Origin of the sequence: Andreprevotia chitinilytica DSM 18519 (assembly GCF_000711875.1) — a bacterium.
GTDB classification, from domain to species: Bacteria; Pseudomonadota; Gammaproteobacteria; order Burkholderiales; family Chitinibacteraceae; genus Andreprevotia; species Andreprevotia chitinilytica.
The window spans coordinates 11,836-28,460 of the sequence record NZ_JONM01000035.1; the positions used below are offsets into that span (position 1 = coordinate 11,836).

A 16,625-nucleotide genomic window follows, 5' to 3' on the forward strand; every position below is an offset into this window, starting at 1 on the left:
CATCCGCTGTGTTCCCCCCTTCCCCGAAGGGGGGCTAGGGGGGATTTCTGCGCCATCTCAAGTTGTCACGGCGTCGAAATCCCCCTCCCGTCCCCCTTCGAGGAAGGGGGAAGCCCAAGCGGCGGCTCAATCACGGCCATCTGCAAAATCGCCAACACGCTCTAAACGCCGCAAACCGGCAACTGAACACCCAAGCGTGCCCACGGCACGCCAAACACTGGAAACGGACTGACAGATGGATATCAAAGCATTCCTGATGGAACTGCGTGAGCTGGGCGTGACCTTCTCCGTGCAGAACGGCAAGCTGCGCAGCCAGAGCGCGAAAGGCGTGCTGCCGCTTGAGACCCAGACAAAAATCCGGGACAACAAGGACGCCATCATTGCGTTCCTGACCAGTACCTTCGGCCTGGATGCCGAGCGCGCGCCGCTGGTTCGCGTATCGCGTGATACACCGCTGCCGCTGTCCTACGCCCAGCAACGGCTGTGGTTTCTGGATCAGCTGGAAGCCGGCAGTCCGTTCTACAACATCCCCAACGCCATGCGTTTCTGCGGCGCGCTGGATGTGGCCGCGCTGCGCCAGACGTTGAACGAAATCGTCCGCCGCCACGAAACGCTGCGCACCCACTTCGCGCTGGTGAACGACGTGCCGCAGCAGATCATCGCCGCCACGCTGACCATTGAATTGCCGGTGGCCGATCTGACCGAGGTACCGGCGCACGAGCGGGAAAGCGTCGCGCAACGACGGGGCGATGACGAAGCGAAGATTCCGTTCGATCTGGCTACCGGGCCGGTGATTCGCGCCAAGCTGCTCAAGCTCGCGCCGGATGATCACATCCTTCTCTACACCCTGCACCACATCGTCTCCGATGGCTGGTCGATGGGCGTGCTGATCCGCGAAATGGCGGCCTTGTATGGCGCCTATACCAAGCAGCAACCATCGCCGCTGCCGGAGCTGGCAATCCAATATGCCGACTTCGCCCACTGGCAACGCCAATGGCTAACCGGGGCGACGCTCGACAAACAAGCCGATTACTGGAAAAAACAACTGGCCGGCGCACCGGCCCTGCTCGCACTGCCCACCGACCAGCCCCGGCCGCTGGTGCAGACCTATGCCGGCGCCACGCACAACTTCACGATTGCAGAAGCCACCACCACAACGCTGTACGCCTTGAGCCGTACCACGCAAAGCACCTTGTTCATGGTGCTGTCCGCCGCTTTCAACGTGTTGCTGCAACGCTATTCCGGCCAGAACGACATCTGCATCGGCACGCCGATCGCGAACCGCAACCGCGACGAAGTCGAGCCGCTGATCGGCTTCTTCGTCAATTCGCTGGTGCTGCGCACCGATCTGGAGGGCAATCCCACCTTCACCGAACTGTTGCAGCAAGTGCGCCAGACCACGCTCGCCGCCTACAACCATCAGGACATGCCGTTCGATCAGGTGGTGGAAATCCTCAAGCCCGAGCGCTCCACCAGCCATGCGCCGCTGTTCCAGGTGATGCTGGTGCTGCAGAACGCACCGCTGGACGAACTGAACCTGCCGGGGCTCACGCTCAAACCAGCGACGGCGACCACGGCCACCGCCAAGCTCGATCTGCGCATCGCGATTTTCGAGCATGCCGGCATGCTCACCTGCTCGGTGGAATACAAGACCGACCTGTTCGATGCGGCAACCATCGAGCGCCTGGGCCGGCACTTTACCTGCCTGCTCGATGCGGTTGCGACCAACCCCGAGCAGCGCATCACTCAGCTGCCGCTGCAAACACCGGCCGAGCGCGCCGCGACCTTGGCGATCTGGGATCAGCTCCAGCCCGGTTTTTCCACCAGTACAGACAGCGATTTGTTGCTGCCTTTGGCCGCAAACAACGTGCTTGATCTGTTCGAGCGTGCGGTCAATGCCGATGCCGCCAGCGTGGCGCTGCTGCACGAAGACCGCGAGATCACCTACGGCGTGCTCGATATTTTGTCGACGCAGATCGCCCGTGGCCTGACCCGGCAAGGCAGCGTGCAAGGCCAGACGGTCGGCATCCTGCTGGACGATCCGATACTGCATATCGTCGCGATGCTGGGCGTGCTCAAGGCAGGCGGTGTTTTCGCCGCATTGAGCCCGGCCTACCCCACGCAACGTCTGAACGACATGATCGACGTGGTCGCGCCGACATGGCTCATTTCGCAAGCTGAGCATGCCGCGCTGATCGACGCGCTCTATCCCAACACGCCCAAACCCGGCCTGTTGCAACTGGATGAGTACGGCGAAGTGGTGGGTGGTGTTGCCGCCACGCAAACGCCACCGATCCGCGTCGCACCCGATGCGCCGTGCTACGTCTATTTCACCTCCGGCTCGACCGGCAAACCCAAGGCGGTGCTGGGCCGCGTGCAAGGCCTCGCGCACTTCATCCAGTGGGAAATCGCCGAGTTTGGCATCACTGCCGACACCCGCATCAGCCAGCTGACCATCCCGACTTTCGACGTTTACCTGCGCGACGTTTTCGCGGCGCTGTGCGCGGGCGGCACCGTCTGCATTCCGCCGGCCGATGCCGTGCTGGATGCGCCGACGCTGCTTGGCTGGCTGGAACAGACCGGCGTCAACCTGATGCATTGCGTGCCGACGCTGTTCCGCACCCTACTCGACACTGGCCTGACCGCCGCCCGCCTGCCGGACCTGCAACACGTATTGCTGGCCGGTGAAATGCTGCTGCCCGCCGATGCCAACCGCTGGATCGCCACCTTTGGCGCGCGGGCGCGGCTGGTCAATCTGTACGGGCCGACCGAGACGACGCTGGCGAAGTTCTTCCACCGTCTGCCGGCCGAGCCGATTGCTGAAGCCTTCATCCCGGTCGGCCGCCCCATTCCCGGCGCGCAAGCCATTCTGCTCGACGACAACCTCGAACCCTGCTTCGCCGGCCAGATCGGCGAGATTCACATCCGCACGCCGTACCGCAGCCTGGGCTATTTCGGCAACGATGCCGCCAACCAAGCGGCGTTCATCGCGAATCCGCTGACAGCAGGCGCGACGGACGTGCTGTACAAGACCGGCGACCTGGGCTGCATCTTGCCCAATGGCGAATTCCGGCTGCTGGGCCGCAAGGATTTCCAGGTCAAGATTCGCGGCATGCGCATCGAGCTGGGCGAGATCGAAGCCGCGCTGGCGGCGTTGTTCGAAGTCCGCGCTGCCGTGGTCGCGGCGGTGAGCGATGGCGCGGGCCAGAAGCGGCTCGTCGCCTATGTCGTCCCCAAGATCGGCGGCGTGAGCGCGGCCAGCCTGCATGCATTGCTGGCCGAACGGCTGCCGGACTACATGGTGCCGGCGCACATCCTGCTGCTGGATCAGCTGCCGCTCACCGTGAACGGCAAGATCGACCGCAAGGCGTTGCCCACACCCGACCTGCAGCGCACCAGCTTCGGCCACGTGCCGCCGCGCACGCCAACCGAGCAAGCCGTGGCCGGCGTCTGGGCCGAGGTGCTCAGGCTGGAACGCGTCGGTGCGGAGGATGACTTCTTTGCCTCCGGCGGGCATTCGCTGCTCGCCACGCAGGTAATTTCCAAGCTGCGCGCCACATTCAATATCGATATCGCCCTGCGGGCACTGTTCGAAGCCTCGACGGTGGCTGCGCTGGCCCGAAAGATCGACGACGCAATCCAGGCGCAACGTACCGCCTTGCTGCCACCGATCACGGCAATGGACCGCCGCGACGACGCGGAAAACGCCTTCCCCCTGTCGTTCAGCCAGCAACGGCTGTGGTTTCTGGATCAGTTCGAACGCAGCGCGGTCTACAACATCCCGTTCGCCATCCGCCTGCAAGGCGCACTCGACACCGCCGCGCTGACGGCAGCATTGAACGCCGTGGTGGCACGGCATGAAGCGCTGCGCACCACCTTCGGCATGCGCGATGGCGAGCCGGTGCAGATCGTCGCGCCGCAACTGACGCTCTCGCTTGATATCACTGACCTCGGCGCTGTGAATGAAGCCGATCGCGCCGACGCTTGTGCTGCACTGCTCAAGGCCAACAGCCGCACCGCGTTCGATCTGACCACCGGGCCGCTGCTCAAAGCGATTCTGGTTCGGCTCGCGCCGACGCATCACGTGCTGTCCGTCACGCTGCATCACATCGTCACCGACGGCTGGGCGACCGGCATTCTGGTGGCGGAGCTGGCTGCGCTGTACGAAGCGCATCTGCACGGCACGCCGTCGCCCCTCGCGCCCTTGCCGCTGCAATACGCCGATTTCGCCTGCTGGCAGCGGCGATGGCTGAGCGGTGCAGTGCTCGATGCGCAACTGGGCTATTGGCAACAACGGCTGCAAGGCGCACCCGCGCTGCTCGCGCTGCCGACCGACCGGCCACGCCCGACGGTGCAGACCTATACCGGCGGCGTGTTCAATTTCACCGTGCCGGCCGATATTGCATCCGGCCTGCACGCCTTGAGCCAGCAGCACCGGGCCACACTGTTCATGACCTTGCTGGCTGCCTTCGGCGTGCTGCTGTCGCGCTACTCGGGCCAGACCGACCTCTGCATCGGCACGCCCATCGCCAACCGCAACCGCGCCGAGATCGAGCCGCTGATCGGCATTTTCATCAACACACTGGTGCTGCGCGCCCGCCTCGACGGCAACCCGGCCTTTGCCGAACTGCTGCAACAGGTACGCGAGACGACGCTGGGTGCTTACGATCATCAGGACACCCCGTTCGAGCAACTGGTGGAAGTACTGCGGCCCGAGCGCCAGACCAGCCATTCGCCGCTGTTCCAGGTGATGCTGGTGTTGCAGAACAACCCGCGTAGCCAGCTGGCGCTGAGCGGCCTCACGCTCGAAACCGTCAACGTGGAACGGGCGACCTCGAAGTACGACCTGACCTTGAACGTGATGGAAGACGGCGCGGAACTGCAGGCGCTGTTCGAATACAACACCGACCTGTTCGACGCCGTGACGATTGCCCGGATGGCCGGGCATTTCACGACGCTGCTTGAGCAGATCGTTGCTGCGCCAGAGCAGCGAGTTGCGGATTTGGGGCTGCTGAGTGCGGCGGAATCGCGGCAGTTGTTGGTGGATTGGAACGACACCGCTGTTACGTATCCAACCGAACAAGCGATCCATCAGTTGTTTGAGCAGCATGCTACCCAAACCCCGAACCAGATCGCGCTGGTGTTTGAATGCACGCAACTGAGCTACGGCGAACTCGACGCTCGCGCCAATCAGCTCGCGCATTACCTGCGCAGCCAAGGTGTAGGCCCGGACACATTGGTCGGCCTGTGTCTGGAACGCTCGCTCGATCTGGTGATCGGTCTGCTGGCCGTGCTCAAGGCCGGTGGTGCCTATCTGCCGCTCGATCCCGACTATCCAGCGGAACGGCTGGCTTACATGCTGGCGGATGCCCAGCCGCAGCTGGTGTTGACGCAATCTCGACATCGGTCGGTATTGGCTGGGCAGACAGTCGATCTGTGCTGCCTGGATGAGCTGACAGCTTTGTTCGATGCCTATTCCACGCAACGGCCGGTGTTGTCCGTTCTGCCACAGCAACTCGCCTACGTGATCTACACCTCGGGCTCGACCGGACGCCCCAAAGGCACGCTGCTGTCCCATGCGGGCCTAACCAATCTGGCCTTGGCGCAGATTGCCGCCTTTGGCGTTCAGCCCAGCCAGCGGGTGCTGCAATTCGCCTCGTTCAATTTCGATGCCGCCACGTCTGAAATCTTCATGGCGCTGGGTGCGGGTGCAACGCTGTGCTTGGCTGCCAAAGCCGAGCTGGTTCCCGGTGCAGCACTGCAAATGACCTTGCAACAGTTGGGGATTCAGGTCGCTACCCTGCCGCCCGTAGCCTTGCCGTGGCTGGATTCTTCCACCCTGCCGGCTCTGATTACGCTGATCGTCGCTGGTGAAGCCTGCCCTGCTGCGTTGGTCGATGCCTGGGCACCGGGACGGCGGTTCTTCAATGCCTATGGCCCGACTGAAACCACCGTCTGCGCCACGATCCAGCGTTGCGATGAAGGCAACGGCACTACCCCGCCGATTGGCCACCCAATCGCCAATACCCGTGTCTATCTGTTGGATGACGCGCTGCAACCCGTACCGGTTGGCGTGGCCGGTGAGCTTTACGTCGCTGGCGTCGGCTTGGCGCGAGGTTATCTCGGTCGCCCCGACCTAACTGCAAAACGTTTCATGCCGAATCCCTACGGTGAAGCAGGCGAGCGCATGTACCGCTCTGGCGATCTGGCGCGCTATCTGCCGGATGGCCGCATCGAATATCTGGGCCGCATTGACCAGCAGGTGAAACTGCGTGGTTTCCGCATCGAACTCGGCGAGATCGAAGCCAGCCTGACTGCCCTGCCTGCGGTGCGCGATGCCGTCGTGCTAGCGCGGGAGGATGAACCGGGCGACAAGCGTCTGGTGGCTTACCTTGTCACCAACGAAGGCCATACCCTCGAACCATCAAGCCTGCGCGAACACCTGCTGCAACGCCTGCCCGACTATATGATCCCGGCGCATTTCATCGTGCTGGATCAGCTTCCCCTCACCCCCAACGGCAAAGTCGACCGCAAAGCCCTGCCAGCGCCCGACCGCAGCCGGGATGAAGCCGGCTACGTCGCCCCACGCAACGCCACTGAAGCGCAGCTCGCCGCTATCTGGGCCGAAGTCCTCAAGCTGGATCGGGTCGGTGTGCACGACAACTTCTTCGAACTCGGCGGGCACTCCTTGCTGGCGACGCAACTGGTGTCGAAGGTACGGCAGCACTTCGGCATCGAACTCGCCTTGCGCACCTTGTTTGCCGAACCAACCGTCGCGGCACTCAGCAAGCATCTCGCCGGCCAGCGGATCGCGGAAGTCCCTGCAATCCTGCCAGTCGACCGCAGTCAGCCGCTGCCGCTGTCCTTCGCCCAGCAACGGCTGTGGTTCCTCGATCAGTTCGAAACCGGCAGCGCCGTCTACAACATGCCGATGGCGTTGAAGATGACCGGCACGCTAGATATCGCCGCGCTGCGCCACACGCTGAATGATGTCGTCGCACGCCATGAAGCGCTGCGCACAACCTTCATCACCCACGGCAACGAACCAACGCAGCACATCCACGCAAAGCTGGAAATCGCCCTGCCCGTCACCGACCTGAGCGACCTGCCGCATGGCGAGCGGGATGCCAAGCTGGGCTGGCTGGCGCAGGACGAAGCGCGCACGCCGTTCGATCTGGGCACCGGGCCATTGATCCGCGCCGGGCTGATCCGGCTGGATGAGACCACGCATGTGCTATTGCTGACGCTGCACCACATCGTCACGGATGGCTGGTCGATGGGCATCCTGATGAATGAGATCACCGCACTGTATCGGGCGCATCTCACCCGGCAGCCGGCCCAGCTCCCCACCTTGCCGATCCAGTACGCCGACTTCGCCGCGTGGCAGCGCCAGTGGCTCAGCGGCCCGGTGCTGCAAACGCAGCTGGATTACTGGCAAGCCGCGCTGGATGGCGTGCCGACCCAGCTGACATTGCCGTTCGACCGGCCGCGCCCGCCAGTACAAACGTTCGATGGCACCAAGTTCCCGCAGTGGATTCCGGCCGCAACGCTGTCCGGCCTGCAGGCCCTTGGCCGCCGTCAGGACGCCACGCTGTTCATGACCTTGACCGCCGCCTTCAGCCTGCTGCTGTCGCGTTATTCCGGCCAGACCGATCTGTGCATCGGCACGCCGATTGCCAACCGCAACCGCACCGAGATCGAGCCGCTGATCGGCTTCTTCGTCAACACACTGGTGCTGCGCACGCGCCTCGACGGCAACCCGGCCTTCGATGCCCTGTTGCAGCAGGTGCGCGATACCACGCTCGGCGCGTATGAGCATCAAGACCTGCCGTTCGAACAGCTGGTGGATGTGCTGAAGCCGGAACGCGATACCAGCCATACGCCGCTGTTCCAGGTGATGATCGCCATGCAGAACAACCCACGCGGCGATCTGGCGTTGCCGGGGCTGATGCTGGAGCCGGTCATGCTGGAGCGTGACGTGGCCAAGTTCGACCTGACGCTGGGGCTGATCGAGCACGAAGACCGGTTGCTGGCGCTGTTCGAATACAACACCGACCTGTTCGACGAGACCACCGTCGCCCGCATGGCGGGGCATTTCCTGCATCTGCTCGAAGCCATCGTGGCTGATTCCGCCACGCCAATCGCGGACCTGCCGATGCTGGGCGCGGCTGAGCGCCGGCAATTGCTGGTGGATTGGAACGACACAACGCGGCCTTACCCAGCCGACCAGACGCTGCATCAGCTGTTCGAAGCACAAGTCCAGCGCTCGCCAGATCACCCGGCACTGGCGTTCGAGGGCGTGGTGCTCAGCTACGCGCAGCTCAACCAACGCGCCAACCGGCTGGCTCACTATCTGCGCGGCCGTGGCGTCGGGCCGGAGCAACGCGTCGCTCTCTGTGTCGAGCGTTCGCTGGATATGGTCGTCGGCATGCTCGGCATCCTCAAGGCTGGCAGTGCCTATGTGCCGCTGGACCCGGCTTATCCGCACGAGCGGCTTGCCTATATGCTGGCCGACGCGCAACCGGCCCTACTGCTGACCCAGCAATCCGTACAAGCCATGCAGGGCTGGGCGGACGACGCGGTGTTCCTGCTCGATACCCAAGCCCATGTGCTGCGCGAGCAGGCTGCGCATGACCCGGCCCCGCTGGCGTATCCAGACAACATCGCTTACGTGATCTACACCTCCGGCTCCACCGGTCGGCCGAAGGGCGTGCAGACGCCGCACCGGGCGGTGGTGAACATTGCGCTGGCGCATATCGAAGGCATCCATCGTCGCCACGCCGCTGAAAAGCTGCACACCAGCTTCAACGCGCCGTACGTGTTCGATGCTTCGGTATCCGAATTCATCCTGCTGCTTGATGGTCACACGCTGCATATCGTGCCCGAGGAAACCCGCCTCTCGCCGGAAGCGCTGGGCGCGTTCTTCACCGAACACCAGCTCGATGCGCTCGATACCACGCCAGCGCAACTGCGCTACATGCTGGAACACGGCCAGGCCGATACGCTGCCGCGCATCGTCGTATTCGGCGGCGAGGCCATCGATACCGCGCTGTGGCAATCGCTGCAGGCCATCCAGGGCAAGCATTTCTTCAATGCCTATGGCCCGACCGAATGCACGGTCGATGTCGCCATCGCTGCGCTAGATGGAGCACCAGATCGGCCGGTTATCGGCAAGCCCGAGGCCAACACGCAGCTCTATGTGCTCGATGCCGGGCTCAACCCGGTGCCGGTTGGCGTTGCGGGCGAGTTGTATATCGCCGGTGACGGGCTGGCACGGGGTTATCTGAACCGCCCCGACCTGACCGCGGCAAGCTTCATCCCCAACCCCTATGGCGAGCCGGGCACGCGGATGTACAAGTCCGGCGATTCGGTGCGCTATCTGCCGGATGGCAATCTGGAATACCTCGGCCGCATCGACGATCAGGTGAAGATTCGCGGCTTCCGCATCGAAGTCGGCGAAATCGAAACCGCCGTGCTGGCGCATCGCGAGATCACGGAAGCCGTTGTCACCCCGGTCAGCCAGGGTGATGGCAAGGCGCTGGCCGCCTATCTGGTCCGCGCCACCAGCCCGCTGCCACCGCATGTGTCAGGGCGGGAACACATCGCCGTCCGCCTACATGCGGCTGCCGCGCCGTTCTCGGCCGCATGGCGGCTCACCGTTGGTGAGCAGTCCGTCGGTGTGGCGTGCCTTGAACACGAATTGACGATCAAAGACGCCGATGCACGCAGCTACCGGGTCTACCCGCTGGCGACCCTGCCCTACGGCCGGGCTGCGTTCGATGCGCTGCACGTCGGCGCGTGGCCGGACTACTTCGCCGGCTCGCCGACGCTGAAAACGCACTGGGAATCCATGTACGCGGACTTCCCCGAAGCGCAGATCATGATCAAGGAAACATTCGATGCGGCAGTCGGCATCGGCAACGCGGTACTGCTGAACTGGGACGGCACGCGCAGCCACTTGCCGCGAGGTTGGGATGGCGCATTGACGCAAGCGAGCGATGAGCATCGGCGCGGCGTTGCGCCGAACACGCTGGTCGTGCTCGCTGGCGTCATCGACCCGGCCTACAAGAATCGCAAGATCGCCGGGCTGATCGTCGATGCATTCAAGCTGCTGGCAAAGAGCCGTTCGCTCAGCCACGTGCTCGTAGCCCTGCGCCCCATCGCCAAGACGCAGCATCAGGAAGTGTCCATCGCGGATTACAGCGATTTGCGCGATGCGGACGGCAAGCTCGTCGACGGCTGGCTGCGCCTGCATTGCGACGCAGGCGGCCGCGTGGTGGGCTGGGAGGAACACTCACAATACGTCACAGGCAGCCCCGAGGAATGGGCCAGCTGGAGCGGTCAGCGCTTTGCGCGCTCCGGCCTGCATCAGCTGCCGGATACGCTCGCGCCAGTCCACGTATCGCTGGAAAGCGGCGTCGCGCATTACTACGACCCGTGCATCTGGGTGGAGCACCCCTTGCCGGCTGGCAACGCCATTGCGCCGCTCCCCAGCCTGGCCGATGTCCACACTGCCTATCGCCAGTACGACGACGCACGGCTGGATCGCCTGCTGGTGCTCGATAACAGCGTGCTGGCCGAAGGGTTGCATGCCGAAAACGCCGGCCGCGTGCTGGCCACGCTGGATCGCTACGCTGGCAAGTTAGTCGGCGCGACGGAAATGCGCGAACACCTGGCGCGCACCCTGCCGCCGTATATGGTGCCGTCGCACTTCGTCTTTCTCGATCGCATGCCGCTCACCACGACAGGCAAGCTCGACCGCAAGGCGTTGCCGGCACCTGACCTCGCCCAAGCCACACTGGACGATTACGTGGCCCCAGCCAGCAAAGCGGAGCGCGCACTGTGCGATATCTGGCAAGGCGTGCTCGGCGTGCCACGCGTGGGCGTGACCGACAATTTCTTCGAGATTGGCGGCGATTCGATCCTGTCGATCCGGGTGATCTCACGCGCCAAGCAGGCCGGCATCGTGTTCACCGCCAAGCAGATGTTCGCGCACCAGACCATCCGCACCCTGCTGCCGCACGCCAAGACCGCCAGCGGTGTGCTCGCGCCGCAAGGCCCGGTCGAGGGCACATTGCCGCTGTTACCGATCCATCTGGATTTCTTCGCGGAAGGCAGCAGCACACCGCAGCACTTCAACCAGTCCGCTGTGTTGTGCGTTCCTGCTGACTTCAATGCCGACATGCTCCAGGCCATCGTCACGGCGCTATATGCGCGGCACGATGCGCTGCGGCTGCGGTTCAGCGAGCACGACGGCGTGTGGCAGGGGCATTTCCAGCCCTTCCAGCCCGATATGGTCACGCAATCGATCGGGCACGCGGATTTGCGCGGGCTGGCCGAGGCAGAACGCCTCGCCGCACTAGCCGCCCACGGGCGCGAGATTCAGTCCGGCTTGTCGCTGGCGGATGGCCCCTTGCTGCGTGCGGTCTGGTTCCAGGCCGATGGCAACGACAACCGCCTGTTGCTGGTGCTGCATCACCTGATCGTGGATGGCGTGTCCTGGCGCATCCTGCGCAAGGATATCGAGCAAGGCTACCGGCAGTTGCAACAAGGCGCGGCGGCGATCCAGCTGGAAGGCAAAGGCTCGTCCTACGCGCAGTGGGGCGAGTTCCTGCGCCGTCATGCGCAAGGCAAACCCTTGCAGCGTGAACGCAGTCATTGGCTGGAAACGCTGCACAAGCCAGTCGACGCCCTGCCTGCCGGCCAACCCGTGAGCACGGACAACATGGGCGCGACGATGTCACGCGTGATCGGGCTCGATGCCGAGCAAACGCAAGCATTGCTCACGCGCTGCCATCAAGCCTATGGCACGCAGATCAACGATTTGCTGCTGGCGGGGCTGATGCTGGGCCTGTCCGCCTGGGCTGGCGTGAAGCAACTGCGCATCACGCTGGAAGGCCACGGCCGCGAAGAGCTGAGCGAAGAAATCGACCTGAACGAAACCATCGGCTGGTTCACCAGCGCCTACCCGGTGTGGCTGCAGATTGCCAACGAGGGGGATATCGGCGCGGTGATCAGCGGCGTGAAGGAGCAGCTGCGCACGGTGCCGTCCAAGGGCATCGGCTTCGGCATCCTGCGCCATCTGGCGACGGACCAGCCGCTGGGCGACGTCGAGGCTGATGCGGCCATCGTCTTCAACTACCTCGGCCAATACAGCGGTGCCACGCCGGATACGGATGCGCCATTCCGGCAAGTGGCGGAATTCGCTGGCGAAACCATCAACCCGCAACATCCACGCTCCCACCTGCTGGGCCTGAACGGCGGCGTGCGGGACGGCTGCCTGAGCATGGCGCTCGACTACCACGGCCAACGCTACAGCCAGGCGGAGATGGATGCCTTGGGCCACGCCATCGAAACCAGCCTGCAAGCCATCATTGCGCATTGCCTCGCCCAGCAGAGCACCGGGCTGGCGGTCAGCGACTTCTCGTTCCGCGAACTGGTGGCCGGCCCGGCACCGGTCATGCCCAATGCCTACGACTTCCTAAAGCGCTTCGACCTCAATCACTGGAACGCCTCCGATCTACTGGAAGTCACCGGCGGTTTCTCGGCCGAGGTCGTGCAGCGGGCGCTGCAATACACGCTGGCGCTGCACGATGCCATGCGTGCCGTATTTGTTGAGGAACGGGTCGAGGAAGGCGGCCGCTGGCGGCAGCAATTCCAGCTTCCCAGCGAAATGGCACCGTGGTGGGAAACCGTCGATCTGTCCGCGCTGCCTCTGGATGAGGCCAAGGCCCGGCTCGAAGCCATTTGCGCCGAGCGCCAGCAATCGCTGGATATCCGGCGCGTGCTGTTCAAGGCGATCTATTTCACGCTGGGCCACGGCCAGCATCCGCGCCTGATGCTGGTGATCCACCATGCCATCGTCGATCGCTTCGGCAGCGAGATCTTCATCGAAGACCTGGAGCAAGCCTGCGTCAGCCTCGCCGCGGGGCAGGAGCCAGCGCTCACGCCCAAGACCGCATCGATGAAAGCCGTGGCGGAAACCTGGCAGGCTCGTGCGCAACATCCGGACGTGATCGCCGATCTGGCCTACTGGCGCGCCCAGCGGTGGGATCGCTTCAAGCCCCTGCCCGCCGAGCGCCATCCGGACAAACTGCTGCAAAACCCGGCGGTAGCCGAGCTGGATGCAGCCGGCGACGAACTGAGCATCGAAGAAACCGCAGCGCTGGAAGCCCTCGTGGCGCAATTCCCCGGCTTGTCGCTGGGCGACGTGGTGACCTGCGCGGTCGTCTTCGCCTACGGCAACTGGACCGGATCGCGCGCGATCATGCTGTTAGGCGGCCAGAACGGTCGCAACGTGGACTTCGACGACAGCCTCGATCTATCGCGCACGGTGGGTTGGTGCATGCACTACACCCGCACGCCGCTCGATCTGTGCGACTGCGCAACCACGCTGGACGCGCTCTACGCCACGCAACGGCAACTGGCAGCAGTCAAAGGCCGGGAAGCGAATTACACCCTGCTGCGCCACATGTGCGACGACCCGCTGGTGCGCGAGGAAATGGCTGGATTCAACGACGCCCAGCTCGAATTCGGCTTCGTCCCCGCGCACGTCACGACCACGCAGGACATCAAGATCGGCAGCTTCAGCGTCGCACCGGAATCACGTGGTCCCAACGAAGGCCCGATGCGGCCGGGCTTCCGGCCCTTCGGCGGCTCCGCCGTGCACGAGGGCCGGCTCGGCGTCGGCTGGACCTACTGTCGCAGCATGTACACGCCGGAAACGATGCAGCGCTTCGTCACCGAAGTGACGTCTTGCCTGCGCGCCATCAGCCGGGACCTGCACGCCGCCGCGCCGGATCAGACGTCCGGTGTGCAAACGCAAGCTGAACCGAGTATTGGCTAGGAGGCTGACCATGACATCGCACAACGCCTTCCCCCGCGACCCGAGCGGCGACACGATGGACGAGGCCACATTGCAGCGGATGCTGGTGGATTGGAATGCCACGGCGACTGATTATCCGCAGGCGAGTATTCAGGCTCTGTTTGAGCAGCAGGCTGCTGCTGCACCGGAGCGGGTTGCTGCGCTGTTTGACGGGGATTCAAGCGCAAAACCACACCAGCCGTCCGCACTCAGCGCTGCAGCTTCTAACCTCCCCCTTCCCGAAGGGGGATTGAGGGGGATTTCGACGCCATCACAACTTGAGATGCCGCAGAAATCCCCCCTAGCCCCCCTTCACGAAGGGGGGAATGGAAGTAGCGACGTTGCGGAAGTTGGTTTTGAGCAGGCACTTAGTTATGGCGAACTGAACCGCCGTGCCAACCAGCTCGCGCATGCCTTGCAGGCACGCGGTGTCGGCCCGGACACACTGGTCGGCCTGTGCGCCGAGCGTTCCTTTGAATCGTTGGTTGGGGTACTCGGCATCCTCAAGGCCGGTGGCGCTTACCTACCGCTCGATCCAGCGCTGCCGGCGCAACGGCTGGCGTACATCCTCACTGATGCTGCACCGGCATTGGTGCTGACAGACGGTTCAAAGTCCCCCAATTTGACAGCTCGAAGTGATGCGGGGTTTGTCCTCCCCCTTTTCGAAGGGGGATCGAGGGGGATTTCGACGCCATCACTCGTTGAGATGCCGCAGAAATCCCCCCTAGCCCCCCTTCACAAAGGGGGGGATAGCAATGGCGGTGCTTGGGAGGCACTCGATCTAGATGACGTACCAACTTTGCGCCTCAACGATGCAGCTTTGGCCGGATTCCCGACAAGCAACCCGACCGATGTGACTTCGCCCGACCACCTCGCCTACGTGATGTACACCTCCGGCTCCACTGGCCAGCCCAAAGGGGTCTTGGTCACCCATCGCAATGTGGTGCGACTGGTGCGGGAGACGCATTACTTCTCCCTCGCTCCCCATGCCCGCGTCCTGCACCTGGCCCCGACCACCTTCGATGCCACCACCTTCGAGCTGTGGGCGCCGTTGCTGAATGGCGCAATCGTGGCGCTGCCGGCACCGGGTCGGCTGACATTGGCGGCGATCGGCGAATTCATCGACACCCAACGCATCGATACGCTGTGGCTGACCTCGGCGCTATTCAATCAGATGGTCGATCACGAATTGCCACGGCTGGTGAAGGCCAAGCATGTGCTGGCGGGGGGGGAAGCCTTGTCGCCACCGCATGTGGCAGCGTTCTTGGCAGCCGGTGGTCGTTTGACCAATGGCTATGGCCCGACCGAGTGCACGACCTTCTCCTGCACCGAGGCGGTGAGCGGCGAGATCGACGGGACTGCCATTCCGATTGGTAAACCCATTGCCAATGCACAGACCTACATCCTCGATGCGAATCTGGAACCGGTGCCAGTGGGCGTGGCCGGTGAGCTGTATATCGCTGGCGATGGCTTGGCCCGTGGTTATTTGAACCGGCCGGATCTGACCGCCGAGAAGTTCGTCCCGAATCCGTTCGGCCAGGCTGGGGCACGCATGTACCGCTCCGGCGATCTGGCGCGTTATCTACCCGATGGCCGCATCGACTATCTGGGCCGGATCGACCAGCAAGTGAAGCTGCGCGGTTTCCGCATCGAACTCGGCGAGATTGAAGCGACGCTGATGGCGCTGCCGGGTGTACGGAGTGCAGTGGTGCTGGCGCGAGAGGATGTACCCGGCGATAAACGCCTAGTGGCCTACGTGGTAGCCGATGCAGGGCAAAAAATCGAAGTGTCCGCGTTGCGCGAACAGTTGGGCCAACGCCTGCCCGACTACATGGTGCCGGCGCACTTCATGCTGCTGGATCAGCTGCCGCTGACCCCGAACGGCAAAGTCGACCGTAAAGCACTCCCCGCGCCGGAACGCAGCAACGACACGGTCAACTTCGTCGCCCCGCGCAACGCCACCGAAACCCAACTCGCCGCCATCTGGGCCGAAGTGTTGAAACTCGACCGCATCGGCATCCACGACAACTTCTTTGAGTTGGGCGGCCATTCGCTGCTCGCGACGCAAGTCAGCTCGCAACTGCGCCGCCAGCTCGGCCGTGATCTGCCGCTGCGGCAGTTCTTCGATCACCCGACCATCGCTGCATTGGCGACGGTGCTGGATGCGGCCAGTGCCCAGCATGCGGCGGCACCACTGCTGCCGCTGGCTCGCAACAACGAGACAACCCACACCTTCCCGCTGTCCTTCGCCCAGCAACGACTGTGGTTCCTGGATCAGTTCGACCCCGGCAGTGCGTCCTACAACATCCCGGCGGCCTTGCATCTGCAAGGTGCACTCGATGCCGAGGCGCTGCGCCAAGCGTTCGAACATCTGATCGGCCGTCATGAAGCCCTGCGTACGCACTTTGCGCAGCAGGACAGCATTCCAGTGCAGGTTGTCACTGCAGCAAATCGTTTTGCGCTACCGCTGCTTGATCTTACGTCGCTGCCGACGACGGAACGTGCCGACGCAGCCGCTACAGCATTGCGTGACGAAGCCAATCGTCCGTTCGATCTCGCCACCGGCCCGCTGATTCGCGCCGGGCTGATCCGGCTGGCTGACGACGAGCATCTGCTCTATTACACGCTGCACCACATCGTCGCCGATGGCTGGTCGATGGGGGTGTTGCTGGATGAACTGACTCAGCTGTACCAAGCACAGCGCACACAGCAACCGGCCCAACTCCGGTCGCTGCCGATCCAGTACGCCGACTTCGCCGCT

The 16,625-nt window shown here is 63.8% G+C and carries 2 protein-coding genes; both read left to right on the plus strand.

All coding sequences use genetic code 11. From position 1 onward, the window contains the following. Window positions 1-235 precede the first annotated feature (235 nt). Window positions 236-13,846, plus strand: coding sequence for a non-ribosomal peptide synthetase (locus BR41_RS25480; protein WP_035060990.1), 13,611 nt, complete (start codon window positions 236-238; stop codon window positions 13,844-13,846). A gap of 10 nt (window positions 13,847-13,856) precedes the next feature. Beyond that, window positions 13,857-16,625 (plus strand): non-ribosomal peptide synthetase (locus tag BR41_RS20565; protein ID WP_156970830.1); only part of this gene is annotated, 2,769 nt, incomplete at its 3' end.

Coding starts and splice junctions, on each gene's coding strand:
- BR41_RS25480 (WP_035060990.1), top strand. CDS start 236: ATGGATATCAAAGCATTCCTGATGGAACTGCGTGAGCTGGGCGTGACC.